This window comes from Bartonella australis AUST/NH1 (genome assembly GCF_000341355.1).
In the GTDB taxonomy this organism is placed as follows: Bacteria; Pseudomonadota; Alphaproteobacteria; order Rhizobiales; family Rhizobiaceae; genus Bartonella; species Bartonella australis.
Genome location: NC_020300.1, coordinates 372437 through 392945 on the forward strand (window position 1 = coordinate 372437; position 20509 = coordinate 392945).

Here is a 20509-nt window from a genome sequence, read left to right on the forward strand (position 1 = left end):
CGTGGCATAATTTGCCGCCAATTCGCAGTTTATGAAGAATCGTAGAGGCGTCCACGAGCTTCTCGTAGTGCTTCGTTATTAAAGGAATTTGGCTATGGCAAAAATTGTTGAAACAGGAACGGGTGCAATCGCACTAACGTTTGATGATGTGCTTCTGCAGCCGGGCCATTCTATGGTCATGCCTGGTCAAGTAAATCTTAAGACCCGTGTTGTGGCTGATATTGAGCTGAATTTGCCGCTGCTTTCTGCGGCGATGGACACAGTAACGGAATCGCGTTTAGCAATTGCTATGGCCCAAGCTGGGGGACTTGGCGTTATCCACCGCAACATGTCTCCCGCGGAGCAAGCTGAAGAAGTGCGTCAAGTAAAAAAGTTTGAATCTGGTATGGTTGTGAATCCGGTAACAATCGGGCCAGACGCGACGCTCGAAGAGGCGAAAGCTTTGATGGGCTTTCATGGTATTTCAGGTATTCCGGTTGTCGAAAATGGTTCTAAGGGTGGGGTCATTGGCCGACTCGTTGGCATTTTAACTAATAGGGACGTGCGTTTTGCATCAGATCTGAAACAAAAAATTCACGAATTAATGACGTATGAAAATTTAATTACAGTGCGTGAAAATGTCCAATTGGATGAGGCAAAGTACCTTTTGCATTATCACCGTATTGAAAAATTATTGGTCGTGGATGAACAGGGCCGCTGTGTTGGTTTGATAACTGTTAAAGATATTGAAAAAGCGCAATTAAATCCGAATGCTGCCAAAGATTCTCAAGGTCGCTTACGCGTTGCAGCCGCAAGTAGCGTCGGGAGTGATGGAATTGAGCGGGCTGAGCGATTAATTGATGCAGGCGTTGATGTGTTAGTAATTGATACGGCTCACGGGCATTCTCAGCGGGTGTTAGAAGCAGTTGAGCGTATTAAAAAGATAGCACCTTTTACGCCTATTATTGCCGGTAATGTAGCAACCCCGCAAGCGACGCAGGCCTTGATTGATAGTGGTGCGGATGCAGTGAAGGTCGGTATTGGGCCTGGTTCTATTTGTACAACGCGAATTGTTGCGGGCGTTGGTGTACCTCAGCTTGCTGCCGTTATGGGTGCGGCAGAAATTGCTGATAAAGCGGGTATTCCTGTCATTGCTGATGGCGGTATTAAAACTTCGGGTGATTTTGCTAAAGCTTTGGCCGGTGGGGCTTGCGCTGCTATGGTTGGTTCCCTTTTAGCTGGCACGGATGAAAGTCCTGGCGAAGTTTATCTTCACCGGGGGCGATCTTTTAAGGCTTATCGCGGCATGGGGTCAGTTGGCGCTATGGCCAGGGGCTCAGCAGATCGTTATTTTCAGGCTGAGGTTCGTGATGCGCTTAAATTAGTTCCTGAAGGTGTCGAAGGGCAGGTTGCTTATAAAGGTCCTATAGAGTCTGTTTTACATCAGTTGGCTGGTGGGCTACGTGCTTCGATGGGTTATGTTGGGGCGAAAAACTTAATTGAGTTCCGTGAAAAAGCAGCATTTGTCCGTATTACTAATGCTGGCCTTTACGAAAGTCATACACACGGCGTTGCTATTACGCGGGAAAGCCCAAATTACCGTGGTCCTGTTTGAAATAGGTGAAGACTCTGAGGTCATTTCCGTATTTATACGGCAAGTGCTCTCTTTGATAGGCAGGTGCGGTACTGGTATTTTTTGCCAGCGGCCGAGTTTGTAATATTAGAGGCGCAGAAAGAAGGAATTGGGCATTAACGCTCCAATTCCTCCCGGGGGTATGCTGAATAAAAAGATTAGCTTTTTACAGTCTTTCGTGTTGTTTTCGGCGCGCGCTGGCGAGTGTTAGCATTATTACTTTGTACGGATTTCTTTCCGTTGTTTGAGGGCATTGTATTATAGCTGCTTTTAGATGAAGTTTTATCATTTTTATGAGTGTTCATTGTTTTCTCCTTTTTGATTATCTGGCATATACCAGTGCAGGAAAAACGGTCATACTAAATAGTAGTTCCAAGAATCTTTGAAAAGTTGGTTCATATTTTATTCTAAACGGAGCAGCTTTACATGATTTTTACAGGAATATTTTTCAAAAAGACAATTTGTACCGACGCGTTAATTTTCAATGTTTAGGGCATCTTAATGAACTTTTAAGCGTCTATTTTGTGAAGATGAAAAGGGTTTTATGATTTTCCACATAGAGCATAACTGAAAAAATATTTTATAGATGATAGCTTGCTTTTAAGATACAATGAGGGATAAAAGGGCCAAAGAATATTCATGAGTAGCGGTAAGCGCCGAGTGGTCATATACTGCAAAGGCACGTTTATTTAAAGTGAGTTCCTGTTTTGAAAATCCCGGCGTTAATGCGGCGTATTGCGGCCGCGTTAATGCCTTACCGAAATTTTCTCGTGCGGTTCACGTTTGTCGTTTTTCGTACAAATTTTACGCAAAAAGCATCTTAGTGAAAAGCGGAATTTCGTAGTTTTAGGAGGGATAAATAAATCCAGTAAAATACCATTGTCGTTGGTTTGTTATGTGTTTAGTGGGTCAAATTTTTCTTTTAATTCAGTTTTAAAATATAAATAACAGGATTGTCGTTTGCATAAATTCGGTGATTTATGGTACGGGAGTGCCGTATTTATACGAGCTGAAGTACGAGCAATTGGCTCTGGTAGCGCGCGAGATTCTTTGAGGTTTGCAAGTTATGGGGCTAACAATCCCGTTTATTTAAGAATAAAACATTCTAAATTATGGCGCTGAAACTTGGGGTTTTTAGTACAAATTTTAAAGCCTCTCTGAGATTATTAGTAATCAGAAAGATAGTTTTCGTTTTTTGACTAAATTATTTACGGCCTCACAAAAGTTGAAAGGGAAAAATAAATGCGATTGGGAGGGCGGTTACAGGCAGCGATAGATGTTTTAAAAGAGGTGGAGATACGGCATCGTCCTGTAAATGAAGCTTTAAAGGATTGGGGGCTTTCTCACCGTTTTGCTGGATCGGGTGATCGTTCGGCGATTGGCACGATTGTGTATGATGTTTTAAGGCGGCTTTATTCGTTACAATGGCGGATGGATAGTGACGATATCCGGGATGCGGCTTTCGGCACTTTGTTAGATACCGGAGCGATGAGGATTGAGCAGATCGACAGCGCCTTAAAAGGGGACCGATTTGCACCGCAGCTATTAGCTCTTAAACAACGTCAATCATGGCAACAACGCCAATTAATTGACGCGCCAGATTATATTCGTGGCGATATTCCTCAATGGTGCCGAACTCATCTTTACTCTTCATTTTCTGATAATTGGGTCACCGAAGCTTCGGCTTTAGCAGCGCGTCCTCCTCTGGACTTACGTGTAAATAGCATAAAAGCAACACCGGAGAAGGTACTCAAAGAATTAGCAAAAACCGAGATTAAAACTTTTTCATGGTTTCAGCAAGCCTTAAGAATTGCGCCAGTCGAAAAGTTCGGCCGCCATCCTAACGTTCAGGTTGAGCCTGCTTTCCAGAGAGGATACTTTGAGATACAGGATTTAGGATCTCAGATTGTTGCTCACCTTGCAGAAGCAAAAGCGGGCATGCAGGTTCTGGATTATTGCGCGGGAGCTGGCGGAAAAACGCTAGCTTTGGCCGCTAATATGGGAAACCGGGGGCAAATTTATGCTTATGATGCAGACAAAGCTCGCTTAGCTCCTATTTTTGATCGTCTTCGGCGGGCTGGTGCCCACAATGTACAATCACGGGCGTGTATAGAAGAATTAAAGCCGTTGCTAGGTCAGATGGATATAGTTTTACTCGATGCACCATGTAGTGGTACAGGAACGTGGCGTCGCCGCCCAGATGCTAAATGGCGTTTAACGCTAAAACAGGTAAGAAAGCGTCAATCAGAGCAGAGCGCTCTTTTGAATAAGGTGCGAGATTACCTTAAACCGGGCGGGCACTTAGTATATATCACATGTTCTCTTTTTGCTGATGAGAACGAAGGGCAAATTTTCCGTTTTCTCCAAGAATACTCAAATTTTTGCCCACTTAATACACAGGCACTTTGGCTGCGACATTTCGGTTCTTCGACTATGCAACCGATATTTTCAAATCACGGGCTTACTTTATCGCCAGCGGCAACAAATACAGATGGCTTTTTTTTAGCTATTTTGCAAAAGAAACGTTAATATATATTTTTATGCTTTTTATTTTAAATTCTATCAGAATAACATTTTCTCATGTTAATAGACTTGTGAAAAGATATGGATTGAATAATAAGCTTTGCTTGTCATTTTCGCACTTATTGATTGGTTTTTTATGAGCACATTGCATTTAGATACTGTCCTTATTATTGATTTTGGTTCACAAGTCACACAGCTAATTGCACGGAGAATACGGGCAATGGGTGTTTATTCTGAAGTTGTTCCTTTTCAATCGGCTTTAGAGGGAATGAAGCGAATTAAGCCTAAGGCTATTATTTTATCGGGTAGTCCTTATTCAACTGTCGACGACGGCTCACCACGTGTTCCGATGGCAATATTTGAAGCTGGCATCCCGGTTCTTGGTATTTGTTATGGTGAACAGGTCATGTGTGTTCAGCTTGGCGGAAAAGTTGAAGCTGGGCATGAGCGTGAATTTGGGCGTGCTTTCTTGGATGTGAAAGAAGAAAGCGCGCTCTTCAATAATGTTTGGGAAAAAGGATCGCGTCATCAAGTATGGATGAGCCACGGTGATCGCGTGACAGCTTTGCCAGAAGGTTTTCGCGTAATCGGAACATCAAAGGGCGCTCCTTATGCTGCTATTGCTGATGAAAAACGTCGTTTTTATGCAGTGCAGTTTCACCCTGAAGTTGTTCATACACCAGACGGTACAAAACTTTTGCAAAATTTTGTGCATGAAATTTCTGCGCTTAAAAATAATTGGTCGATGGCTGCTTACCGTGAACACGCAATTACCGCGATACGCAAGAAAGTTGGAAAAAGCCGCGTGATTTGTGGTCTTTCAGGTGGTGTTGATTCATCAGTTGTAGCTGTATTACTACATGAAGCAATAGGAGATCAATTGACATGTATTTTTGTGGATCATGGATTGATGCGCAAAAATGAAGCTGAAGAAGTCCTTACTTTATTTCGCGAAAATTACGATATAACCCTCATTCACGTTAATGCTGCTGATATGTTTATTAATGCGTTGGAAGGTGAGATAGATCCAGAAAAGAAACGCAAAATAATAGGCCGTCTTTTCATTGAAGTTTTTGAAAAAGAAACCCAAAAAATAGGCGGCGCAGAGTTTTTAGCACAAGGGACGCTTTATCCAGATGTCATCGAAAGTGTATCGGCTATCGGTGAGGCTGTAACTATTAAAAGCCACCATAATGTGGGGGGATTGCCGGAACGGATGAATATGAAGCTTATAGAGCCGTTGCGTGAGCTATTTAAGGATGACGTTCGTTCTTTAGGGAGAGAGTTAAAATTGCCCGATCAGTTCATTGGACGTCAGCCTTTTCCTGGACCTGGACTCGCTATTCGTTGTCCAGGTGCGGTTACGCGCGAAAAATTGGAAATTTTGCGTGAAGCGGACGCTATTTATCTCGATGAAATCCGTAAAGCTGGCCTTTACGAAAAAATTTGGCAGGCTTTTGCTGTTCTTCTGCCCGTCCGGACTGTCGGTGTTATGGGTGACGGGCGTACTTATGAATTTGTTTGTGCTCTCCGTGCTGTAACCTCTGTAGACGGGATGACTGCCGACTTTTATCCGTACGATATGGAATTTTTAGGCAAGGTGGCAGCGCGTATCATTAATGAAGTTCGGGGTATTAATCGTGTTGTTTATGATGTGACTTCAAAACCTCCTGGCACTATTGAGTGGGAATGAGTAAAATTAAGAGCAGGTATTCCAAGAATATAGCTTTGTTTAGGGTTTAATATTGAAGGGAATTAGGGGGCGAAAATAATTGTTTGAAGGAGATTGTCATGGATCTAAATTTGTTTTCTGGAACAATATCTTACTATGTTGTGAATGGTGTAATTTAGAATTTTGAAGTGTGGAATTATACATGCCTAAGAAAAAAATCGTTGCTCATCGCGGTGGGGCTAATCTTTACCCAGAAAATACACTTTCAGCGTTTTCCCATGCAATTGAATTAGGGGTTGATGAGATTGAGTGCGATATTCATCTCCTTAAAAGCGGTGAAGTGGTTGTATTTCACGATTTTTGTCTTGAGCAATTGGTTGGGGAGAAAGGGTATATTCACGATATTGATAACGAAACGCGCAAAAAAATCTGTGTGAGAGGGAGCACCGAACCTCCCCCTTTATTAGAAGAGGTGCTTGATCTTTTAGTGCCGACAAATATTGCACTTCACCTTGAAGTTAAAACTTGTGGTGAAGTTGATCGTGAATATATTTTATCCCAGAAGGCGCTCGAGTTAATTAAGAGCAAAAATTTAGCGGAGCGGGTTTCTGCAATCAGTTTTGACGCTGCTAGCCTTCGTCCCTTCATTGACGCAGGAATACCATCTGGGCCATGTATCGATAGCTTCGAAGGTGATATGTTTAGACGCTTTTCTGAATGGAAAAAGTTGGGATATTCCGATTTGAGTTTAGACGGCTCTATTGTACCGCAGAGTTTCATTGAATCTGCGCTCGATTCTGGCTTCACTATAGGTGTATGGACAATAAACGGAGTAGCTCGCTTATCATATTGGCTTGACTCACCTGTGCATTATATCACAACAGATCAACCTGATCTTGCTTTAAAATTGCGTGCACAAAAATAATGAAGCGTGAATAACAGAAGCGTGCATTTATATAGGCGGGGTCACGCATTTCAACGAAGACAAGAATAATAGGGGGGATCAATCTTCTGTTGGTGAATCTCATGAGATTCGAGTTTTTACTTAATCAATTATGTGCGTTTTCCTGTGGTTTTGTTAAAAGTATGAAAACTTTGATTAGCAACAGTGAAGCTTAATTTTTGTCCATAGTCGTTTGTAAGGCGCTCTTTTACTTCAACAGTAAAAATAGCGTCGTTCCAGCGTGTTAAAACATGGCACCCCGTTCCAACAGGTTTGATGAGTTCAATTTGTGTATGAAAAACAGGCCCTTTATCTGGATATTCGCCTAACAAGATTACTTCTGGTCTAAATGCTAAAATATCAGTTTTTTGATTGCAAGGAAATGAATGGCCTAAATATTGTTCTAAGATCTGACGATCAAGGAAATTAATAGGAGGAGAGCCAATGAAGTCAGCGACAAAGGTTGTAGCTGGGTAGTCGTAAATTTCCATTGGAGTTCCAACTTGCTCTATATATCCTTTGTTCATTACGACTATTCTGTCAGCTAGTGTCATGGCTTCTAGTTGATCATGGGTAACGTAAAGGCTTGTTGTTCCCAATGAGCGCTGCAGTGTTTTAATTTCAACGCACATTTGGGCACGCAATTTTGCATCGAGATTTGAAAGAGGTTCATCAAAAAGAAAGACACGTGGTTGGCGTACAATAACACGCCCCATTGCGACACGTTGACGCTGCCCTCCAGATAATTGCCGCGGTTTACGGTCAAGAAATGGCTCTATTTCTAAAAGTTTTGCGGCACGTGCAATACGTTTATTAATTTCTTCTCTGGGTGTTTTACGATTTTTAAGCCCATATTCCAAATTTCCGCGGACTGTCATATGCGGATAGAGCGCGTAATTTTGAAAAACCATAGCAATATCGCGGTCAGCTGGTTCGCGGTCATTGATACGCTCATCATCGATATAGAGTTCACCTGAAGTAATTTGTTCAAGCCCCGCGATTATACGTAATAAAGTCGATTTCCCACACCCTGAGGGACCGACGATAACGAGAAGCTCACGATCAGCAACAGTTAAATTTAAATCATCGATGACCACGATATCATTGCTATATTGTTTTTTTATATTTGATAATTGGATTGTAGCCAAAGTTATTTCTCCGTTTCAATGAGGCCTTTAATAAAAAGCCGCTGCATGAAAATGACAACTAAGACAGGCGGCACCATGGCCACAACCGATACTGCCATCAAGATATTCCACTGAGGATCATGTTGAAGTGATTCTACAACAAGTTGCTTCAAGATAACGAGAATAGTTTGGTGATTCTGATCTGTCGTTGCAATAAGAGGCCAGAGATACTGCACCCATCCGTAAATGAACATGATGATAAATAAAGCAGCAATATTACTTCTGCTGAGAGGTAGAAGGATATCTTTAAAAAATTTAAGTGGCCCCGCACCATCGACACGAGCGGCTTCTAAGAGCTCATCAGGAACGGTCAGAAAAAATTGACGAAATAAAAATGTAGCGGTAGCTGATGCAATGAGTGGAATAATCATACCACTATAGGTATTTATCATCCCCAACTGCGCAACTACCGTGAATGTCGGGATGATGCGAACTTCGATAGGCAACATTAATGTGACGAAGATGAGAGCAAAAGCGGTTTTACGAAAGGGAAAGCGCATATAGACAATTGCATAAGCAGACAAAAGAGAAATAATAATTTTGCCAACACTAATACCAATAGCCATAATGAGAGAGTTCATTAAAAGCGTCCAAAGGGGCGGAAGACCGAGTTGCACGAGGTTCCCGCCGAATATCATTTTGTAATTTTCTAGACCATATTTCCCGGGGAGGAGAGGCAACATTCCCGAATTAAATATGGCTGAATTGTGAGTTGATGCAATAATAGCAACATAAACTGGGAAGCATATGACGATAACACCGACGATTAGGACAAGATGGGTTAGAAATTTCAAAAAAGGGCGATTTTCAACCATAATTTATTTCCTAATATTGTACGCGACGTTCAATCCAGCGAAATTGGATGAATGTTAAAACGGCTACCATTAGCATCAAGATCGTCGATTGTGCTGTTGACGCACCTATTATCTGATTTTTGAAACCATCATCGTACACTTTGTAGACGAGAGTGCTCGTCGCACGCGCGGGCCCTCCGGAGGTCATGTTATCTATAATACCAAATGTATCAAACATGACATAATGGATGTTGACTATAAGTAGAAAAAAGGTTGTTGGCGAAATTTGTGGGAAAACTACAGTCCAAAATCGTTTAAAAGGACCGGCACCATCGATTGCTGCTGCCTCTATTTGAGAATGTGGAACTGATTGGAGACCAGCAAGAAAAAAGAGGAAATTATAGGAGATTTGTTTCCAGCTGGCGGCAATTACAATAAGGATCATCGCTTGTGTTCCGCTGATACGATGATTCCATGCAATACCTATTTTTTCGAGAAGAAAAGGAACGATTCCAACGGTTGGGTGGAAAATAAACAGCCATAATATGCCCGCCAATACAGGGGCAACTGCATAGGGCCAGAGTAAGAGCATCGTGTAGACCTTTTTTGCACGGATAACACGATCAACAGAAACGGCTAAAATAAGTGATATTGTCATTGAAACGACAGTGACGGAGACGGAAAATATTACGGTCGTGATGAGTGATTTTATATAAATTGGGTCAGATAGGACCGTTACGTAATTTTCAAAGCCAACAAAGGTTGTTGTAAAGCCGAAAGGGTCTTCCCTTTCGAAAGACGATTTTACTGCTTGGGCTGCGGGCCAGAGGAAAAATAGAAAAGTCACAGCGAGTTGAGGTAAGAGCAGCCAATAAGGGAAGAAGCTCTTTTTAAAATACGCATGTTTCTGTTGCATTTACATGACTCTTGAATGAAGGGCTTAGGGAGACGGGTTAAAAAAAATCCAACTTCCTAGGTTAAGCTTTTTAACCTTCGACAGTTATCAGGAAATTCTAATAGTTGGTTTTTTCAAATTCGCGCAAAATTTCATTACCGCGCCTGACTGCCTCGTTTAACCCATCTTCCGGCGTTTTTGAGTCATTAAGAACGGCCTCGAATTCTTGATCAAGAACGGAACGAATTTGCGGTAAGTTGCCAAGTCTTAATCCTTTCGAGTTTGCTGTCGGTGGGTTGAGATTAAGCTGTTCAATAGCGATATTTGCGCCTAGGTGATTATCGTAGAAATGCTGTTTTTTGCTCAATTCATAAGCAGCTTTTGTGATTGGAAGATAACCCGTTTCCTGATGCCATTTAGCCTGATTATCTGTTTTTGAGAGGAATTCGAGAAATGCTGCTGCACCTGCGTATTCTTCTGGTGTGTGACCTTTCAAAATCCAAATAGAGGCACCACCAATAATCGAGTTTTGAGGCGCGCCGTCTACATAACCGTAATAAGGCAACATACCGAACCCAACATCAAATTGAGCTTCCGAAACGATTCCACCAAGTGATCCTGAAGATTGTATAAAAATTGCACAATTTTGCGCCATAAACATCGGTTCTGAATCTAATGAGCCAGCCGGACCACCGTAGTAAAAAATGCCCTGATCTGACCATTTTTTAAAATCAGCCCACATACGTATCTGCACAGGGCCATTGAACGTGAGTTCTGAATCAAATCCTCCAAGGCCATTTTCTTTCGTCGCGTAAGGGAGATTATGAAATGCTGAAAAATTTTCTAAACCAATCCATTGTGGCGCATAAGACATTGTAAAACCGCAGTTTGCCGCTTTACTCTCGAGGATTTTCATTGAAAAATCCTCGATATCTTGCCAAGTTTTAGGCGGCCGCTCTGGGTCAAGGCCCGCTTTTTTAAAAATATTTTTATTATAAAAAAGGATCGGCGTTGAAACATTGAACGGCATGGACAACATCTGCCCCGTAAGATCAGAGTAATAGCTTCTTACAGCAGGTAGGTAGTCCGCGGGGTTGAATTCCCTTTTCGTATCAGCCATAAGCAGATAAAGTGGGTAGACTGCGTTTTTTGCAGCCATCATAGTGCCGGTACCAGCGTCATAAATTTGGGCAAGAACTGGTTGCTGTCTTCCGCGAAATGACGCAATAAGCGAAACCATACCTTCTTCGTACTCGCCACGATACGAAGGAACAACTTCGTAATCAGATTGGCTTGCATTAAAATCGTTAATAAACTGCTCGACTTTTTTCCCAATATTTCCACTCATGGAATGCCAAAAACTGATTTTTGTTTGCGCAAAACCCGCTGTTGCCGCGACCGTAGTGATTGTAAAGACTATCGCGGAAAGATAAAGACGGTTCATGACACACCCTTTCTGAATTGCTGGAACGCAGTTTTCTTAGATTATAATGACCCGTTAATATATTACGAATTGCTCTGTTTCGGAAATATGCCGGCCCATTTAAACATGAACCACGAAAAGGTCAAATAAATTTGTTAGAATAAGCCGGCTTTCGGCTTAGTGTGTATATTGTTGCTGACAAATGTAGCCGTCAATAGCAGGGGATAGAACCAAAATAATTGAAAAAAGAGGCTAAAAAAATGATAAAGGATATGGACAGTGGGATATTACTCTGGCGAGGGAAGTACAGTGGCTCTACGGGACATATCCTTTGTGGCGTTTAGTTTATAATTTTAAAGTAATTATATTTTCGCCATTCATTATTGTGTATTTCAGCGTTTTATTATAGCATCGACGATGGTCGTGACGTTGTGTGTCATCATATCAAGATAAGTTGCGGCAGGGCCGTCTTTTTCTGATAGTGCGTCGGAATAAAGCGTGCCGCCGACCTTTAAGCCTGTTTCTTTTGAGATCTGCTCTATGAGACGAGGATTTGAGATATTTTCGACGAACAGCGCAGATGCTTCCTTGCTTTTAATTTGTTTGATAAGTTTGGCAACATCCGCTGCGGTAGCTTCGGTTTCGGTCGATGTATTCTCGGGTGCAAGTATGGTAAAATTATATTCATGAGCGAAATAGCCAAAAGCGTCATGAGATGTAATAATAGTGCGCTTATTTTTCGGGATGGCAGCAATTTGCGCTTTGATGATCGCCTGTGTTGCGTCCAGCTTTTGGATATAAGCGTCAGCATTTTTATTATAGTTTTCGCATGATTGTTGATCGATTTTGCAAAAAGCAGCTGCGATATTTTTGATATAAATTTTAGCGTTAGGGACAGCCTGCCACGCGTGTGGATCAATATTACCGAGGTGATGATGTGCGGCGTCACGTTCTTGATTTTCGATGTTAATGGGAGAAATATTATCGCTGACTTTGACGAGGAGCGCTTTCGTATCGGTCGCTGTGATTAATTTGTCGATAAAGTCTTCTAAGTAGAGTCCGTTAACAAAAATAATACGGGCATTTTTGAGAGCTTTTGCGTCGTGGGGAGTAGGTTCATAAATATGAGTATTTCCGTTAGGGCCAACAAAGGTAGTGATAGAAACGCGGTCCCTTCCTACATTTTTTACAAAGTCTGCGATAATGGAAAAGCTCGCAACTACTTTAATTGTCTTATGTGCAGCGGCGGGGAATGGGAAGGAAAGAAAAAATAAAAAAAAGCTAAATAGGATGGATTTTTTGACGAGCTTGCGCATGCTGCCTTTTTGCGATAAAGGGGAGCCGCAAAAAAGGCAGGGGGACCAAGCAGCAGCGAGGCCGCGAGGGCTTATGAAGCAAGAGACAAGGTAAATAAGTCCCGCTGCCATGATAATCGCTGGGCCGGAGGGGAGTGATATATGGAAAGAAAGCAGTAGGCCGAATATGCTGGAAATTATTCCTAATATGATAGATAAGACGCAGATAGGAATAAGACGCGAAAACCAAAAACGGGCTGTAATGGCCGGAATCATCATGAGGCCGATCGAAAGAAGCGTCCCTAGTGATTGAAAGCCGCCAACGAGGTTTAATACCATAAGTCCAAGCAGCGATATGTGGACGTATTTTCCCAGCGGAGAGAGCGATCTAAATAATAGTGGGTCCAGGCTTTCCATCGCGAGAGCGCGCCAGAAAATGCGTAAGCTGCTCACTGTTATTAACATTATAGCGGTGATTAACCAAAGGGTTTGTGGGGTGATAGCGAGTACCGAACCAAATAAAAGATGAAGTAGATCGATAGTCGATCCTTTAAGCGAAACGATAATAACACCCGATGCTAACGCAATAAGATAAAAGACTGCCATTGACGCATCTTCTTTTTGCGGGCTGTTTCTTGAAATTAAAGCAGTTGCTAATACAACGACAATGCCCGCTAAAAAGCCACCAATTGTCATGGATATGAGAGAGAAGCCACAAAAAAGAAAAGCGATTGCAACACCAGGGAGGATAGCGTGCGACATGGCGTCGCCTGTTAAACTCATACCACGTAGCATCAAAAATACGCCGATAGGGCAAGCGCTAATTGCTAATAAAATCGAACCGATTAAAGCACTTTGCATAAATTGGAAGTCAATAAAAGGAGCTATGAAAAACGCGTACACGTATTAAGATCCAATTCGGCCGGAAATATTAGCTAGAAGATATTGTTTTTGTAAATTAACCCAGGAAAAATTGGGCATAAAAGACGGTAGGAAATGATGATTGCCGGCATCGAGAAATTGCGCTGTTTTCTCATAAACAGCGCATCGTTTATCGATATGAATCACTCGTGAAAAATGTTCTTTGACAATAAGTGGATCATGTAGTGCTATAAAAATCGTTCGACCTTGCTGTTGCCAACGACGAATCAATAGAAGGAGGTCTTTTTTGGTATTAAGATCAACACCGTTGAAGGGTTCATCGAGCAAGATAATATTAGAATCTTGCACGATAATACGCGCAAAAAGAGCGCGTTGCAGTTGACCACTTGACAGCGTATCGAGCGGATAGTTTGCTTGTGCTACGAGCCTGACTTTTTCGAGTGCATCCTGAATTTTACTTTGATAAGGGCGTTGGCTTTTCCATAATCCACACAGGGGCCACAACCCCATTTTTACGAGCGTCTCTACATCGATTGGGAACGTTTTATCTATATCGCTTTGTTGAGCTAGATAAGCAACGCGGCTTTTTTTAGGTTTTGTAATTTTACCACTGACAGGCTTAATTACCCCAGCAATGGCTTTGAGCAGCGTAGATTTCCCAGAACCGTTATCACCAATTACCGCGATCAGCGAGCCCGCGTCCAGTTTCGCTGAAAAACCCTTTATGGCTATTGTACCAGCATAACCCAATGTCACATCGTTAAAATGTAAGCTCATAATCAGGACCGTCTTTATTAATTTTTTATAATGTTATGTTATATAATTACATTTGTCAATAAAATACCGTCCGTGACATACGCTTTGGGAGATCGTGTATTTTGATCGGAATGTCGTGGAAAATTTAAAATAATGTTTGAATTTTTCTTGACGAAATAGCGTATACGTATACTATATATGGTATCAAAGTAATATACAGTATCAGAATGATGGTGGTCTAAATCTAAGTGCAAATTTAGAAGAGGTGCAACTCGTCTTAATTTGAAGCCTGAATTATTTCCACAATAATAATGGCGAATGGTATTGTATTTATAAATAGTAAATGAAGTAGCAGTTTCGCTGAGATATGTGCATTTAGGGGTGGTTCTTTTTCTTTTTTGTTAAACTTTTTTAACGCAGTGAGGGCAGAGTTATAGCACCGGGGTTATTATTGGGGTGTTTTGCTCTGTGACGAATTGGTCATAAAAGGTAGCGGGAGGGGAGCAAGGCGCCGAAAAAAGTGTTTTGTAACTGGGGAGAGTCGGTTATTCGGATTTTGCAGTGATCGTCTATTTACGTCATAATTCGAATTATTTCCGGTACAAGGTGACGGAAATTTAAGGTATGTCGGGGGGTGTTGCTTTAATTGGAATGTGGTTGTGCGGTTTTTGCACATAATTTTTGATTTTTATCGTTTTTAAGTTTTACGAAATTATCGAAATTAGCTCCTTTACGGGGTTATTTTTTGAGAATATGGAAGTTGAAGAAAATGCCTGTTACTATTTACAGCAAGCCGTCTTGCGTTCAATGTGATGCTACTTATCGAGCCTTTGACGCTAAAGGCATTAATTATCGTGTCGTCGATGTTTCCCGCGATGAACAAGCATATAATTTTATTCAATCTTTAGGCTACCGCCAAGTTCCTGTGGTTGTTTGCGGCGAGAATCATTGGTCGGGTTTTAGGCCAGATATGATTAGCGGTCTCTGCGGTTAATGGGGCTGATTGTTTATTATTCGAGTGTAACGGGTAATACTGAGCATTTTGTTTCTCAGCTTGGGCAGAAACTTTTCAAAATTGATAAAAGAAGGCCATCTACCTTAGTGAAGGAGCCTTATGTGTTGGTTGTCCCTACTTACGCGGATGGTGAGGGAAGAATGGCTGTACCGAAGGCCGTTATTCACTTCCTTAATGAAGTAGAAAACCGTAAATTAATTCGTGGAGTCATCGGCGGTGGGAACCGTAGTTTTGGTCGCAATTACGGTTTAGCTGGAAGAGTAATTGCTGAAAAATGTTGTGTACCTTGCCTCTATTGTTTCGAGTTGCGTGGAACTGAGGAAGATGTTGTCTGTGTTAAAAAGGGATTGGAAAAATTTTGGAAACAATTGATATAGAGCGGTCGCAAAAACTGGATTATATTACAGATTATCATGCGCTGAATGCGATGCTGAACCTTTATGACGAGAACGGCCATATTCAATTTGACATGGACCGGCTTGCTGCGCGGCAGTATTTCCTTCAGCATGTCAATCAGAATACGGTTTTTTTTCATAATTTAAAAGAGAAAATAGACTACCTAATAGAGGAGGGCTATTACGAGAAAACGCTATTCGAGCTTTATAGTTTTTCTTTTGTCAAAAAACTTTTTAAACGCGCTTATGCTTTTAAGTTTCGCTTTCCTACTTTTTTGGGCGCATTCAAATATTATACCAGTTATACGCTGAAGACTTTTGACGGAAAGCGTTATCTTGAACGTTATGAGGACCGCGTCTGTCTTGTAGCTTTGTACTTAGCACAAGGGAATGAGGCCCTCGCTGAAAATTTTGTTGATGAAATTATGACAGGGCGGTTTCAGCCTGCAACACCGACATTTTTAAATGCGGGAAAAAAGCAACGGGGCGAATTGGTATCGTGTTTTTTGTTGCGGGTTGAAGACAATATGGAATCGATAGGTCGTTCAATCAATTCAGCTTTGCAACTTTCGAAACGCGGTGGAGGTGTGGCGCTTTGTTTAACTAATTTGCGAGAAGCAGGTGCACCGATTAAGCAAATAGAAAATCAGTCATCGGGTGTATTGCCCGTGATGAAACTATTAGAAGATGCGTTTTCTTACGCTAATCAACTTGGTGCACGACAGGGGGCAGGTGCTGTCTATTTGCACGCGCACCACCTGGATATTATGAAATTTTTGGACACAAAACGCGAAAACGCTGACGAAAAGGTCAGAATCAAAACCCTTTCTCTTGGTGTGGTTATTCCTGATATTACTTTTGAACTTGCACGTAATAACGAAGATATGTACCTGTTCTCGCCTTATGATATAGAGCAGGTTACAGGAAAGCCCTTTAGCGATATTTCTTTAACAGAGCATTACCGATCTTTTGTTGATGATTCGAGAATCCGTAAAAAGAAAATAAGTGCACGTGTTTTTTTTCAGACATTAGCGGAAATTCAGTTTGAGTCAGGTTATCCGTATATTTTATTTGAAGATACAGCTAATCGAGCTAATCCGATAGCGGGCCGTATTAGCATGAGTAATTTATGTTCAGAAATTTTGCAGGTAAGTGAAGCGAGTGAACTAGAGACGGATTTAACTTATCGCACTGTCGGAAGTGATATATCTTGCAATCTTGGTTCAATGAATATAGCAAAAGCTATGCAAAGCCATGATTTTGGGCAAACAGTAGAAACAGCTATTCGCGCTCTCACGGCCGTCTCCGATATGAGCAATATCGCCTGTGTGCCCTCTATTGCAAAAGGAAATGCTGAAAGTCACGCAATTGGCCTAGGACAGATGAATTTGCACGGTTTTTTGGCGCGTGAACAGATTTATTATGGGTCCCCAGAAGCAATTGATTTCACTAATATCTATTTTTATATAGTAGCATACCACGCGCTACGTGCGTCTAATTTAATTGCACGTGAGCGTCAGGAGATATTTGCGGAATTTGAAAAATCAGCTTACGCTGACGGTAGTTTTTTTACAAAATATATAGAGAGAGAATGGAAGCCACAATTTGCGCTTGTACAAGAACTTTTTGCGCGAAGTAATATTATCATACCGAACCAAAAGGATTGGCAAGAACTTAAGGAGTTGATAGCACAGCATGGACTTTATAACCGCAATCTCCAGGCTGTTCCTCCTACAGGGTCTATTTCTTATATTAATAATGCGACTTCTTCTATTCACCCGATTGCTTCAAAGATTGAAATTCGTAAAGAAGGAAAGATTGGGCGTGTTTATTATCCTGCTCCTTATATGGATAATACGAATTTAGATTTTTATCAGGATGCTTATGAGATAGGGCCTGAAAAAATTATTGATACTTATGCTGCTGCTACGCAGCATGTAGATCAAGGTCTTTCGTTAACATTATTTTTTCCTGATACGGCTACTACGCGTGATATCAACCGCGCGCAGATTTACGCCTGGAAGAAGGGCATAAAGAGTATTTATTATGTGCGGTTGCGGCAAATGGCTCTAAGTGGCACAGAAGTTGATGGCTGTGTTTCGTGCAGTCTATAGGAGATAATCATATGACAAAGATTTCAACTAAAAATCCCGTCGTCAGTGCCGTAAATTGGAATAAGTTACACGATGAAAAAGATCTTGAAGTTTGGAATCGTTTAACTGGAAATTTTTGGTTGCCAGAGAAGGTCCCTCTTTCTAATGATATTCCTTCGTGGTCTAGCTTAACGGAGGAAGAAAGGAAGTTGACGATTCGTGTTTTCACGGGTTTGACTCTGCTTGATACAATTCAAAATACTGTAGGAGCTATTTCGCTTATGGCTGATGCAGTGACAGAGCATGAGGAAGCTGTATTGACAAATATCGCATTCATGGAAGCGGTTCATGCAAAGTCTTATTCTTCCATTTTTTCAACTTTGTGTTCGACAGTAGAGGTTGATGAGGCTTTTAGGTGGTCAGAAGAAAATACCCATTTGCAGAAAAAAGCGAAATTAGTGCTCGAACGTTATGAAGCAAATAATCCACTAAAGAAAAAAATTGCTTCAACTTTGCTTGAAAGTTTTTTGTTTTATTCCGGTTTTTATCTGCCAATGTATTGGTCAAGTCGTGCTAAATTAAGCAACACAGCTGATTTAATTCGGCTTATTATCCGTGATGAAGCTGTGCATGGCTACTATATAGGTTATAAATTTCAATTAGGATTTGCAAAGCTCAGTGAAGCTGAAAAGCAAGAAATGAAGGATTTTGCTTTCGGTCTTCTCTTTGACCTTTATAATATTGAATGTAAATATACTGAGGACCTTTATGATCCTATCGAATTGACAGAGGATGTTAAAGTTTTTCTCCACTATAATGCGAATAAGGCATTAATGAATTTGGGGTTTGAACCCCTTTTCCCGCCTGAGGTTTGTCGGGTGAATCCCGCTATTTTGGCCGCTTTATCTCCAAATTCTGATGAAAATCATGATTTTTTTTCGGGTTCAGGTTCTTCTTATGTGATCGGTAAAGCGGTTTCGACTACAGACGAAGATTGGGCATTTTAACTGTTTGATCTAAAGAGAAGCGCACGGGGTATAGCACTTAGGTCTTTGCGCATTTCTAAATATTTGAATCCATTTTTTTCAAACAAATTGCGAACTTCTTTTGTTTGCGAATAGCCAATTTCGACAGCTACATAACCTTTTGGTTTGAGGTAGTATGCTGATTCCTGAGCGAGCTTACGGTAGAAATTAAGGCCATCTTTTCCGCCAATGAGAGCACATAATGGATCATATTCGCGTACTTCTTTTGCGAGATTTTTTATATCTTTTTCTGGAATATACGGCGGATTCGAAATAACAAGATCAAATCGTTCCGTAACGAGTTCAAACCAATCACTGAGAAGAGGTGTAAACCGCTCTTCAACGTTTGCGTTTTCCGCGTTTTTTGTGGCTGTTTTCAGGGCATCTTCAGAGATGTCGACGGCTGTTGCATAGGCTTCAGAAATTTGTTTGAGAACCGCGACAGCGATAGCACCGGTTCCTGTCCCCATATCAAGAAATGTCGTTTTTTTAAATTTTTGTACGCATTTTTGAAGGATTGGCAAAACAAGGTCAACCAGCGTTTCTGTGTCGGAGCGCGGTTCTAATGTATCTCGAGACAAAGCAAATGATATGCCATAAAATTCCCGTGTCCCAATAATACGATAGACCGGTTCACCGGAGATACGTCGTTTCACAGCTTTTTCTAACTGCGTGATTTGTCTGGAAGACAGGCGCATATTTGGTCGGAGAATTCTGTCAGACAGGTTTGTTCCTGTTGCCCACTCAACGAGTATTTTTGCGTCAAGGTTAGCCTCAGAGATTCCGTGCTGCCTCAGCTTTCCTTGTGTTTGCCGGATGATATTGTCTAGGAAATGATAGCTCATTCATTATCATCTATTTCGGTAAGGAGTGCTGCCTGGTGGTCAGAAATAAGTGCGTCGATAAATTCATCAAGATCTCCTTCCATAACGCGGTCGAGCTTGTACAAAGTGAGATTAATACGGTGGTCAGTGACGCGTCCTTGGGGGAAATTATAGGTGCGAATACGTTCTGATCGATCACCAGAGCCAACTTGAGTTTTACGGGATGCTGAACGTTCGCTCGCCGCTTTCCGTCGTTCGATATCAAATAAGCGTGCGCGCAAAATTTGGAGTGCACGTACACGGTTTTGGTGTTGTGATTTTTCCGCTTGTACAACCATAATTCCCGTTGGAATATGAGTGATACGAACGGCTGAATCAGTTGTGTTGACATGTTGTCCACCTGCGCCAGAAGCGCGCATTGTATCTATACGGATATCTTCTGGACGGATTTCGACGTCAATCTCTTCGGCTTCCGGAAGCACAGCAACGGTAGCCGCCGACGTATGGATGCGTCCACCAGTTTCTGTTTCAGGGATGCGTTGTACGCGATGGACGCCTGATTCAAATTTGAGCTTAGAAAATACCCCTTTGCCTGAAATGGAAGCAATAATTTCTTTATATCCGCCAACTTCACTTTCGCTAAGTGAAACGATTTCGACTTTCCAATTATGGGCACTAGCGTAACGTTCATACATACGGAAAAGATCTCCAGCAAAAAGAGCTGCTTCTAACCCGCCTGTTCCTGCTCGAATTTCAATGATGGCACTTTTTTCGTCGGCAATGTCTTTGGGTAAAAGAAGAATTTGAAGTTCTCTCTCAAGTTGTTCAATTTTCTGATATAATAACGGCATTTCTTCTTGAGCGAGGGTGCGCATTTCTGGGTCTGTTTGCGTATCGTCTATTATAGTTTTAAGTTCTTTTATTTCTTTATAGGCAGTATTTAATATCCGTATAGGAGCGACGATCGGCCGTAATTCCGCGTATTCAGAAGCTAATTTTACATAAATCTCAGCATTTGGATTTTCAGCCATTTGACTTTCAATTACTTCGAAGCGCTTTTCAAGTTTTTTCATACGGTCTTGCGGCAAAGAAACCATAACAATGTTAGCCTAATTTCGTTATAATGTTAAAAAGCGACAGTATTACACCATCGTGTGATAAGGGGTGATAAAACA

16 protein-coding genes and 1 pseudogene are annotated in these 20509 nt (G+C 41.5%); 8 read left to right on the top strand and 9 right to left on the bottom strand.

From position 1 onward, the window contains the following. Positions 1-94 precede the first annotated feature (94 nt). From guaB to BANH1_RS01640, 4 genes are all read left to right on the top strand, one after another. Entirely contained in the window at positions 95-1594 is a 1500-nt protein-coding gene (guaB, locus tag BANH1_RS01625; RefSeq protein ID WP_015397698.1) for an IMP dehydrogenase, read from the top strand. A 1260-nt stretch (positions 1595-2854) separates the two neighbouring features. Beyond that, a complete protein-coding gene (locus tag BANH1_RS01630; RefSeq protein ID WP_015397699.1) occupies positions 2855-4141 on the top strand; it encodes an RsmB/NOP family class I SAM-dependent RNA methyltransferase in 1287 nt (428 codons plus the stop codon). Between the two features lie 130 nt (positions 4142-4271). Further along, a complete protein-coding gene (gene guaA / locus BANH1_RS01635) occupies positions 4272-5828 on the top strand; it encodes a glutamine-hydrolyzing GMP synthase (RefSeq protein WP_015397700.1) in 1557 nt (518 codons plus the stop codon). 181 nt (positions 5829-6009) lie between these two features. After that, a complete protein-coding gene (locus tag BANH1_RS01640; RefSeq protein ID WP_015397701.1) occupies positions 6010-6732 on the top strand; it encodes a glycerophosphodiester phosphodiesterase in 723 nt (240 codons plus the stop codon). A gap of 128 nt (positions 6733-6860) precedes the next feature. On the opposite strand, the gene BANH1_RS01645 is transcribed toward BANH1_RS01640, so the two are convergent. From BANH1_RS01645 to BANH1_RS01670, 7 genes and pseudogenes are all read right to left on the bottom strand, one after another. Next, positions 6861-7898 (bottom strand): sn-glycerol-3-phosphate import ATP-binding protein UgpC, encoded by a 1038-nt coding sequence (locus tag BANH1_RS01645; RefSeq protein ID WP_015397702.1) that lies wholly within the window; start codon positions 7896-7898, stop codon positions 6861-6863. Positions 7899-7900: 2 nt separating this feature from the next. Further along, positions 7901-8752 (bottom strand): sn-glycerol-3-phosphate ABC transporter permease UgpE, encoded by an 852-nt coding sequence (gene ugpE / locus BANH1_RS01650; protein ID WP_015397703.1) that lies wholly within the window; start codon positions 8750-8752, stop codon positions 7901-7903. Between the two features lie 10 nt (positions 8753-8762). Next, positions 8763-9647, bottom strand: coding sequence for a sn-glycerol-3-phosphate ABC transporter permease UgpA (gene ugpA, locus BANH1_RS01655; protein WP_015397704.1), 885 nt, complete (start codon positions 9645-9647; stop codon positions 8763-8765). A 97-nt stretch (positions 9648-9744) separates the two neighbouring features. Further along, positions 9745-11070: a sn-glycerol-3-phosphate ABC transporter substrate-binding protein UgpB gene (gene ugpB / locus BANH1_RS01660; protein ID WP_015397705.1), complete on the bottom strand. Its 1326-nt coding sequence runs from the start codon at positions 11068-11070 to the stop codon at positions 9745-9747. Positions 11071-11441: 371 nt separating this feature from the next. After that, complete coding sequence (locus BANH1_RS07450; protein WP_210160694.1) at positions 11442-12365, bottom strand: metal ABC transporter solute-binding protein, Zn/Mn family; 924 nt, start codon at positions 12363-12365, stop codon at positions 11442-11444. A 30-nt stretch (positions 12366-12395) separates the two neighbouring features. Beyond that, positions 12396-13247, bottom strand: a pseudogene (locus BANH1_RS07455) (metal ABC transporter permease); the annotation flags it as partial. A 3-nt stretch (positions 13248-13250) separates the two neighbouring features. Beyond that, positions 13251-14003, bottom strand: coding sequence for an ABC transporter ATP-binding protein (locus BANH1_RS01670; RefSeq protein ID WP_015397707.1), 753 nt, complete (start codon positions 14001-14003; stop codon positions 13251-13253). A 748-nt stretch (positions 14004-14751) separates the two neighbouring features. Here BANH1_RS01670 and nrdH point away from each other — a divergent pair. The 4 genes from nrdH to nrdF are packed head-to-tail and all read left to right on the top strand — an operon-like array spanning position 14752 to position 18492. Then, entirely contained in the window at positions 14752-14976 is a 225-nt protein-coding gene (nrdH, locus tag BANH1_RS01675) for a glutaredoxin-like protein NrdH (RefSeq protein WP_015397708.1), read from the top strand. Continuing rightward, positions 14976-15374, top strand: coding sequence for a class Ib ribonucleoside-diphosphate reductase assembly flavoprotein NrdI (nrdI, locus tag BANH1_RS01680; protein ID WP_015397709.1), 399 nt, complete (start codon positions 14976-14978; stop codon positions 15372-15374). The genes nrdH and nrdI overlap by 1 nt, the downstream gene beginning before the upstream one ends. After that, positions 15356-17506, top strand: coding sequence for a class 1b ribonucleoside-diphosphate reductase subunit alpha (gene nrdE, locus BANH1_RS01685; protein WP_015397710.1), 2151 nt, complete (start codon positions 15356-15358; stop codon positions 17504-17506). Before nrdI ends, nrdE begins: the two co-directional genes overlap by 19 nt. Before the next feature lie 11 nt (positions 17507-17517). After that, positions 17518-18492, top strand: coding sequence for a class 1b ribonucleoside-diphosphate reductase subunit beta (nrdF, locus tag BANH1_RS01690; RefSeq protein ID WP_015397711.1), 975 nt, complete (start codon positions 17518-17520; stop codon positions 18490-18492). On the opposite strand, the gene prmC is transcribed toward nrdF, so the two are convergent. Next, complete coding sequence (gene prmC / locus BANH1_RS01695) at positions 18489-19355, bottom strand: peptide chain release factor N(5)-glutamine methyltransferase (protein ID WP_015397712.1); 867 nt, start codon at positions 19353-19355, stop codon at positions 18489-18491. The genes nrdF and prmC overlap by 4 nt on opposite strands. Further along, positions 19352-20431: a peptide chain release factor 1 gene (prfA, locus tag BANH1_RS01700; RefSeq protein WP_015397713.1), complete on the bottom strand. Its 1080-nt coding sequence runs from the start codon at positions 20429-20431 to the stop codon at positions 19352-19354. The genes prmC and prfA overlap by 4 nt, the downstream gene beginning before the upstream one ends. Positions 20432-20509: the final 78 nt, after the last annotated feature.

Bases quoted from the DNA above. Each gene is read 5' to 3' on its own strand.
- guaB (WP_015397698.1), top strand. From the start codon at position 95: ATGGCAAAAATTGTTGAAACAGGAACGGGTGCAATCGCACTAACGTTT.
- BANH1_RS01630 (WP_015397699.1), top strand. From the start codon at position 2,855: ATGCGATTGGGAGGGCGGTTACAGGCAGCGATAGATGTTTTAAAAGAG.
- guaA (WP_015397700.1), top strand. From the start codon at position 4,272: ATGAGCACATTGCATTTAGATACTGTCCTTATTATTGATTTTGGTTCA.
- BANH1_RS01640 (WP_015397701.1), top strand. From the start codon at position 6,010: ATGCCTAAGAAAAAAATCGTTGCTCATCGCGGTGGGGCTAATCTTTAC.
- ugpE (WP_015397703.1), bottom strand. From the start codon at position 8,752: ATGGTTGAAAATCGCCCTTTTTTGAAATTTCTAACCCATCTTGTCCTA.
- ugpA (WP_015397704.1), bottom strand. From the start codon at position 9,647: ATGCAACAGAAACATGCGTATTTTAAAAAGAGCTTCTTCCCTTATTGG.
- ugpB (WP_015397705.1), bottom strand. From the start codon at position 11,070: ATGAACCGTCTTTATCTTTCCGCGATAGTCTTTACAATCACTACGGTC.
- BANH1_RS07450 (WP_210160694.1), bottom strand. From the start codon at position 12,365: ATGCGCAAGCTCGTCAAAAAATCCATCCTATTTAGCTTTTTTTTATTT.
- BANH1_RS01670 (WP_015397707.1), bottom strand. From the start codon at position 14,003: ATGAGCTTACATTTTAACGATGTGACATTGGGTTATGCTGGTACAATA.
- nrdH (WP_015397708.1), top strand. From the start codon at position 14,752: ATGCCTGTTACTATTTACAGCAAGCCGTCTTGCGTTCAATGTGATGCT.
- nrdI (WP_015397709.1), top strand. From the start codon at position 14,976: ATGGGGCTGATTGTTTATTATTCGAGTGTAACGGGTAATACTGAGCAT.
- nrdF (WP_015397711.1), top strand. From the start codon at position 17,518: ATGACAAAGATTTCAACTAAAAATCCCGTCGTCAGTGCCGTAAATTGG.
- prmC (WP_015397712.1), bottom strand. From the start codon at position 19,355: ATGAGCTATCATTTCCTAGACAATATCATCCGGCAAACACAAGGAAAG.
- prfA (WP_015397713.1), bottom strand. From the start codon at position 20,431: ATGGTTTCTTTGCCGCAAGACCGTATGAAAAAACTTGAAAAGCGCTTC.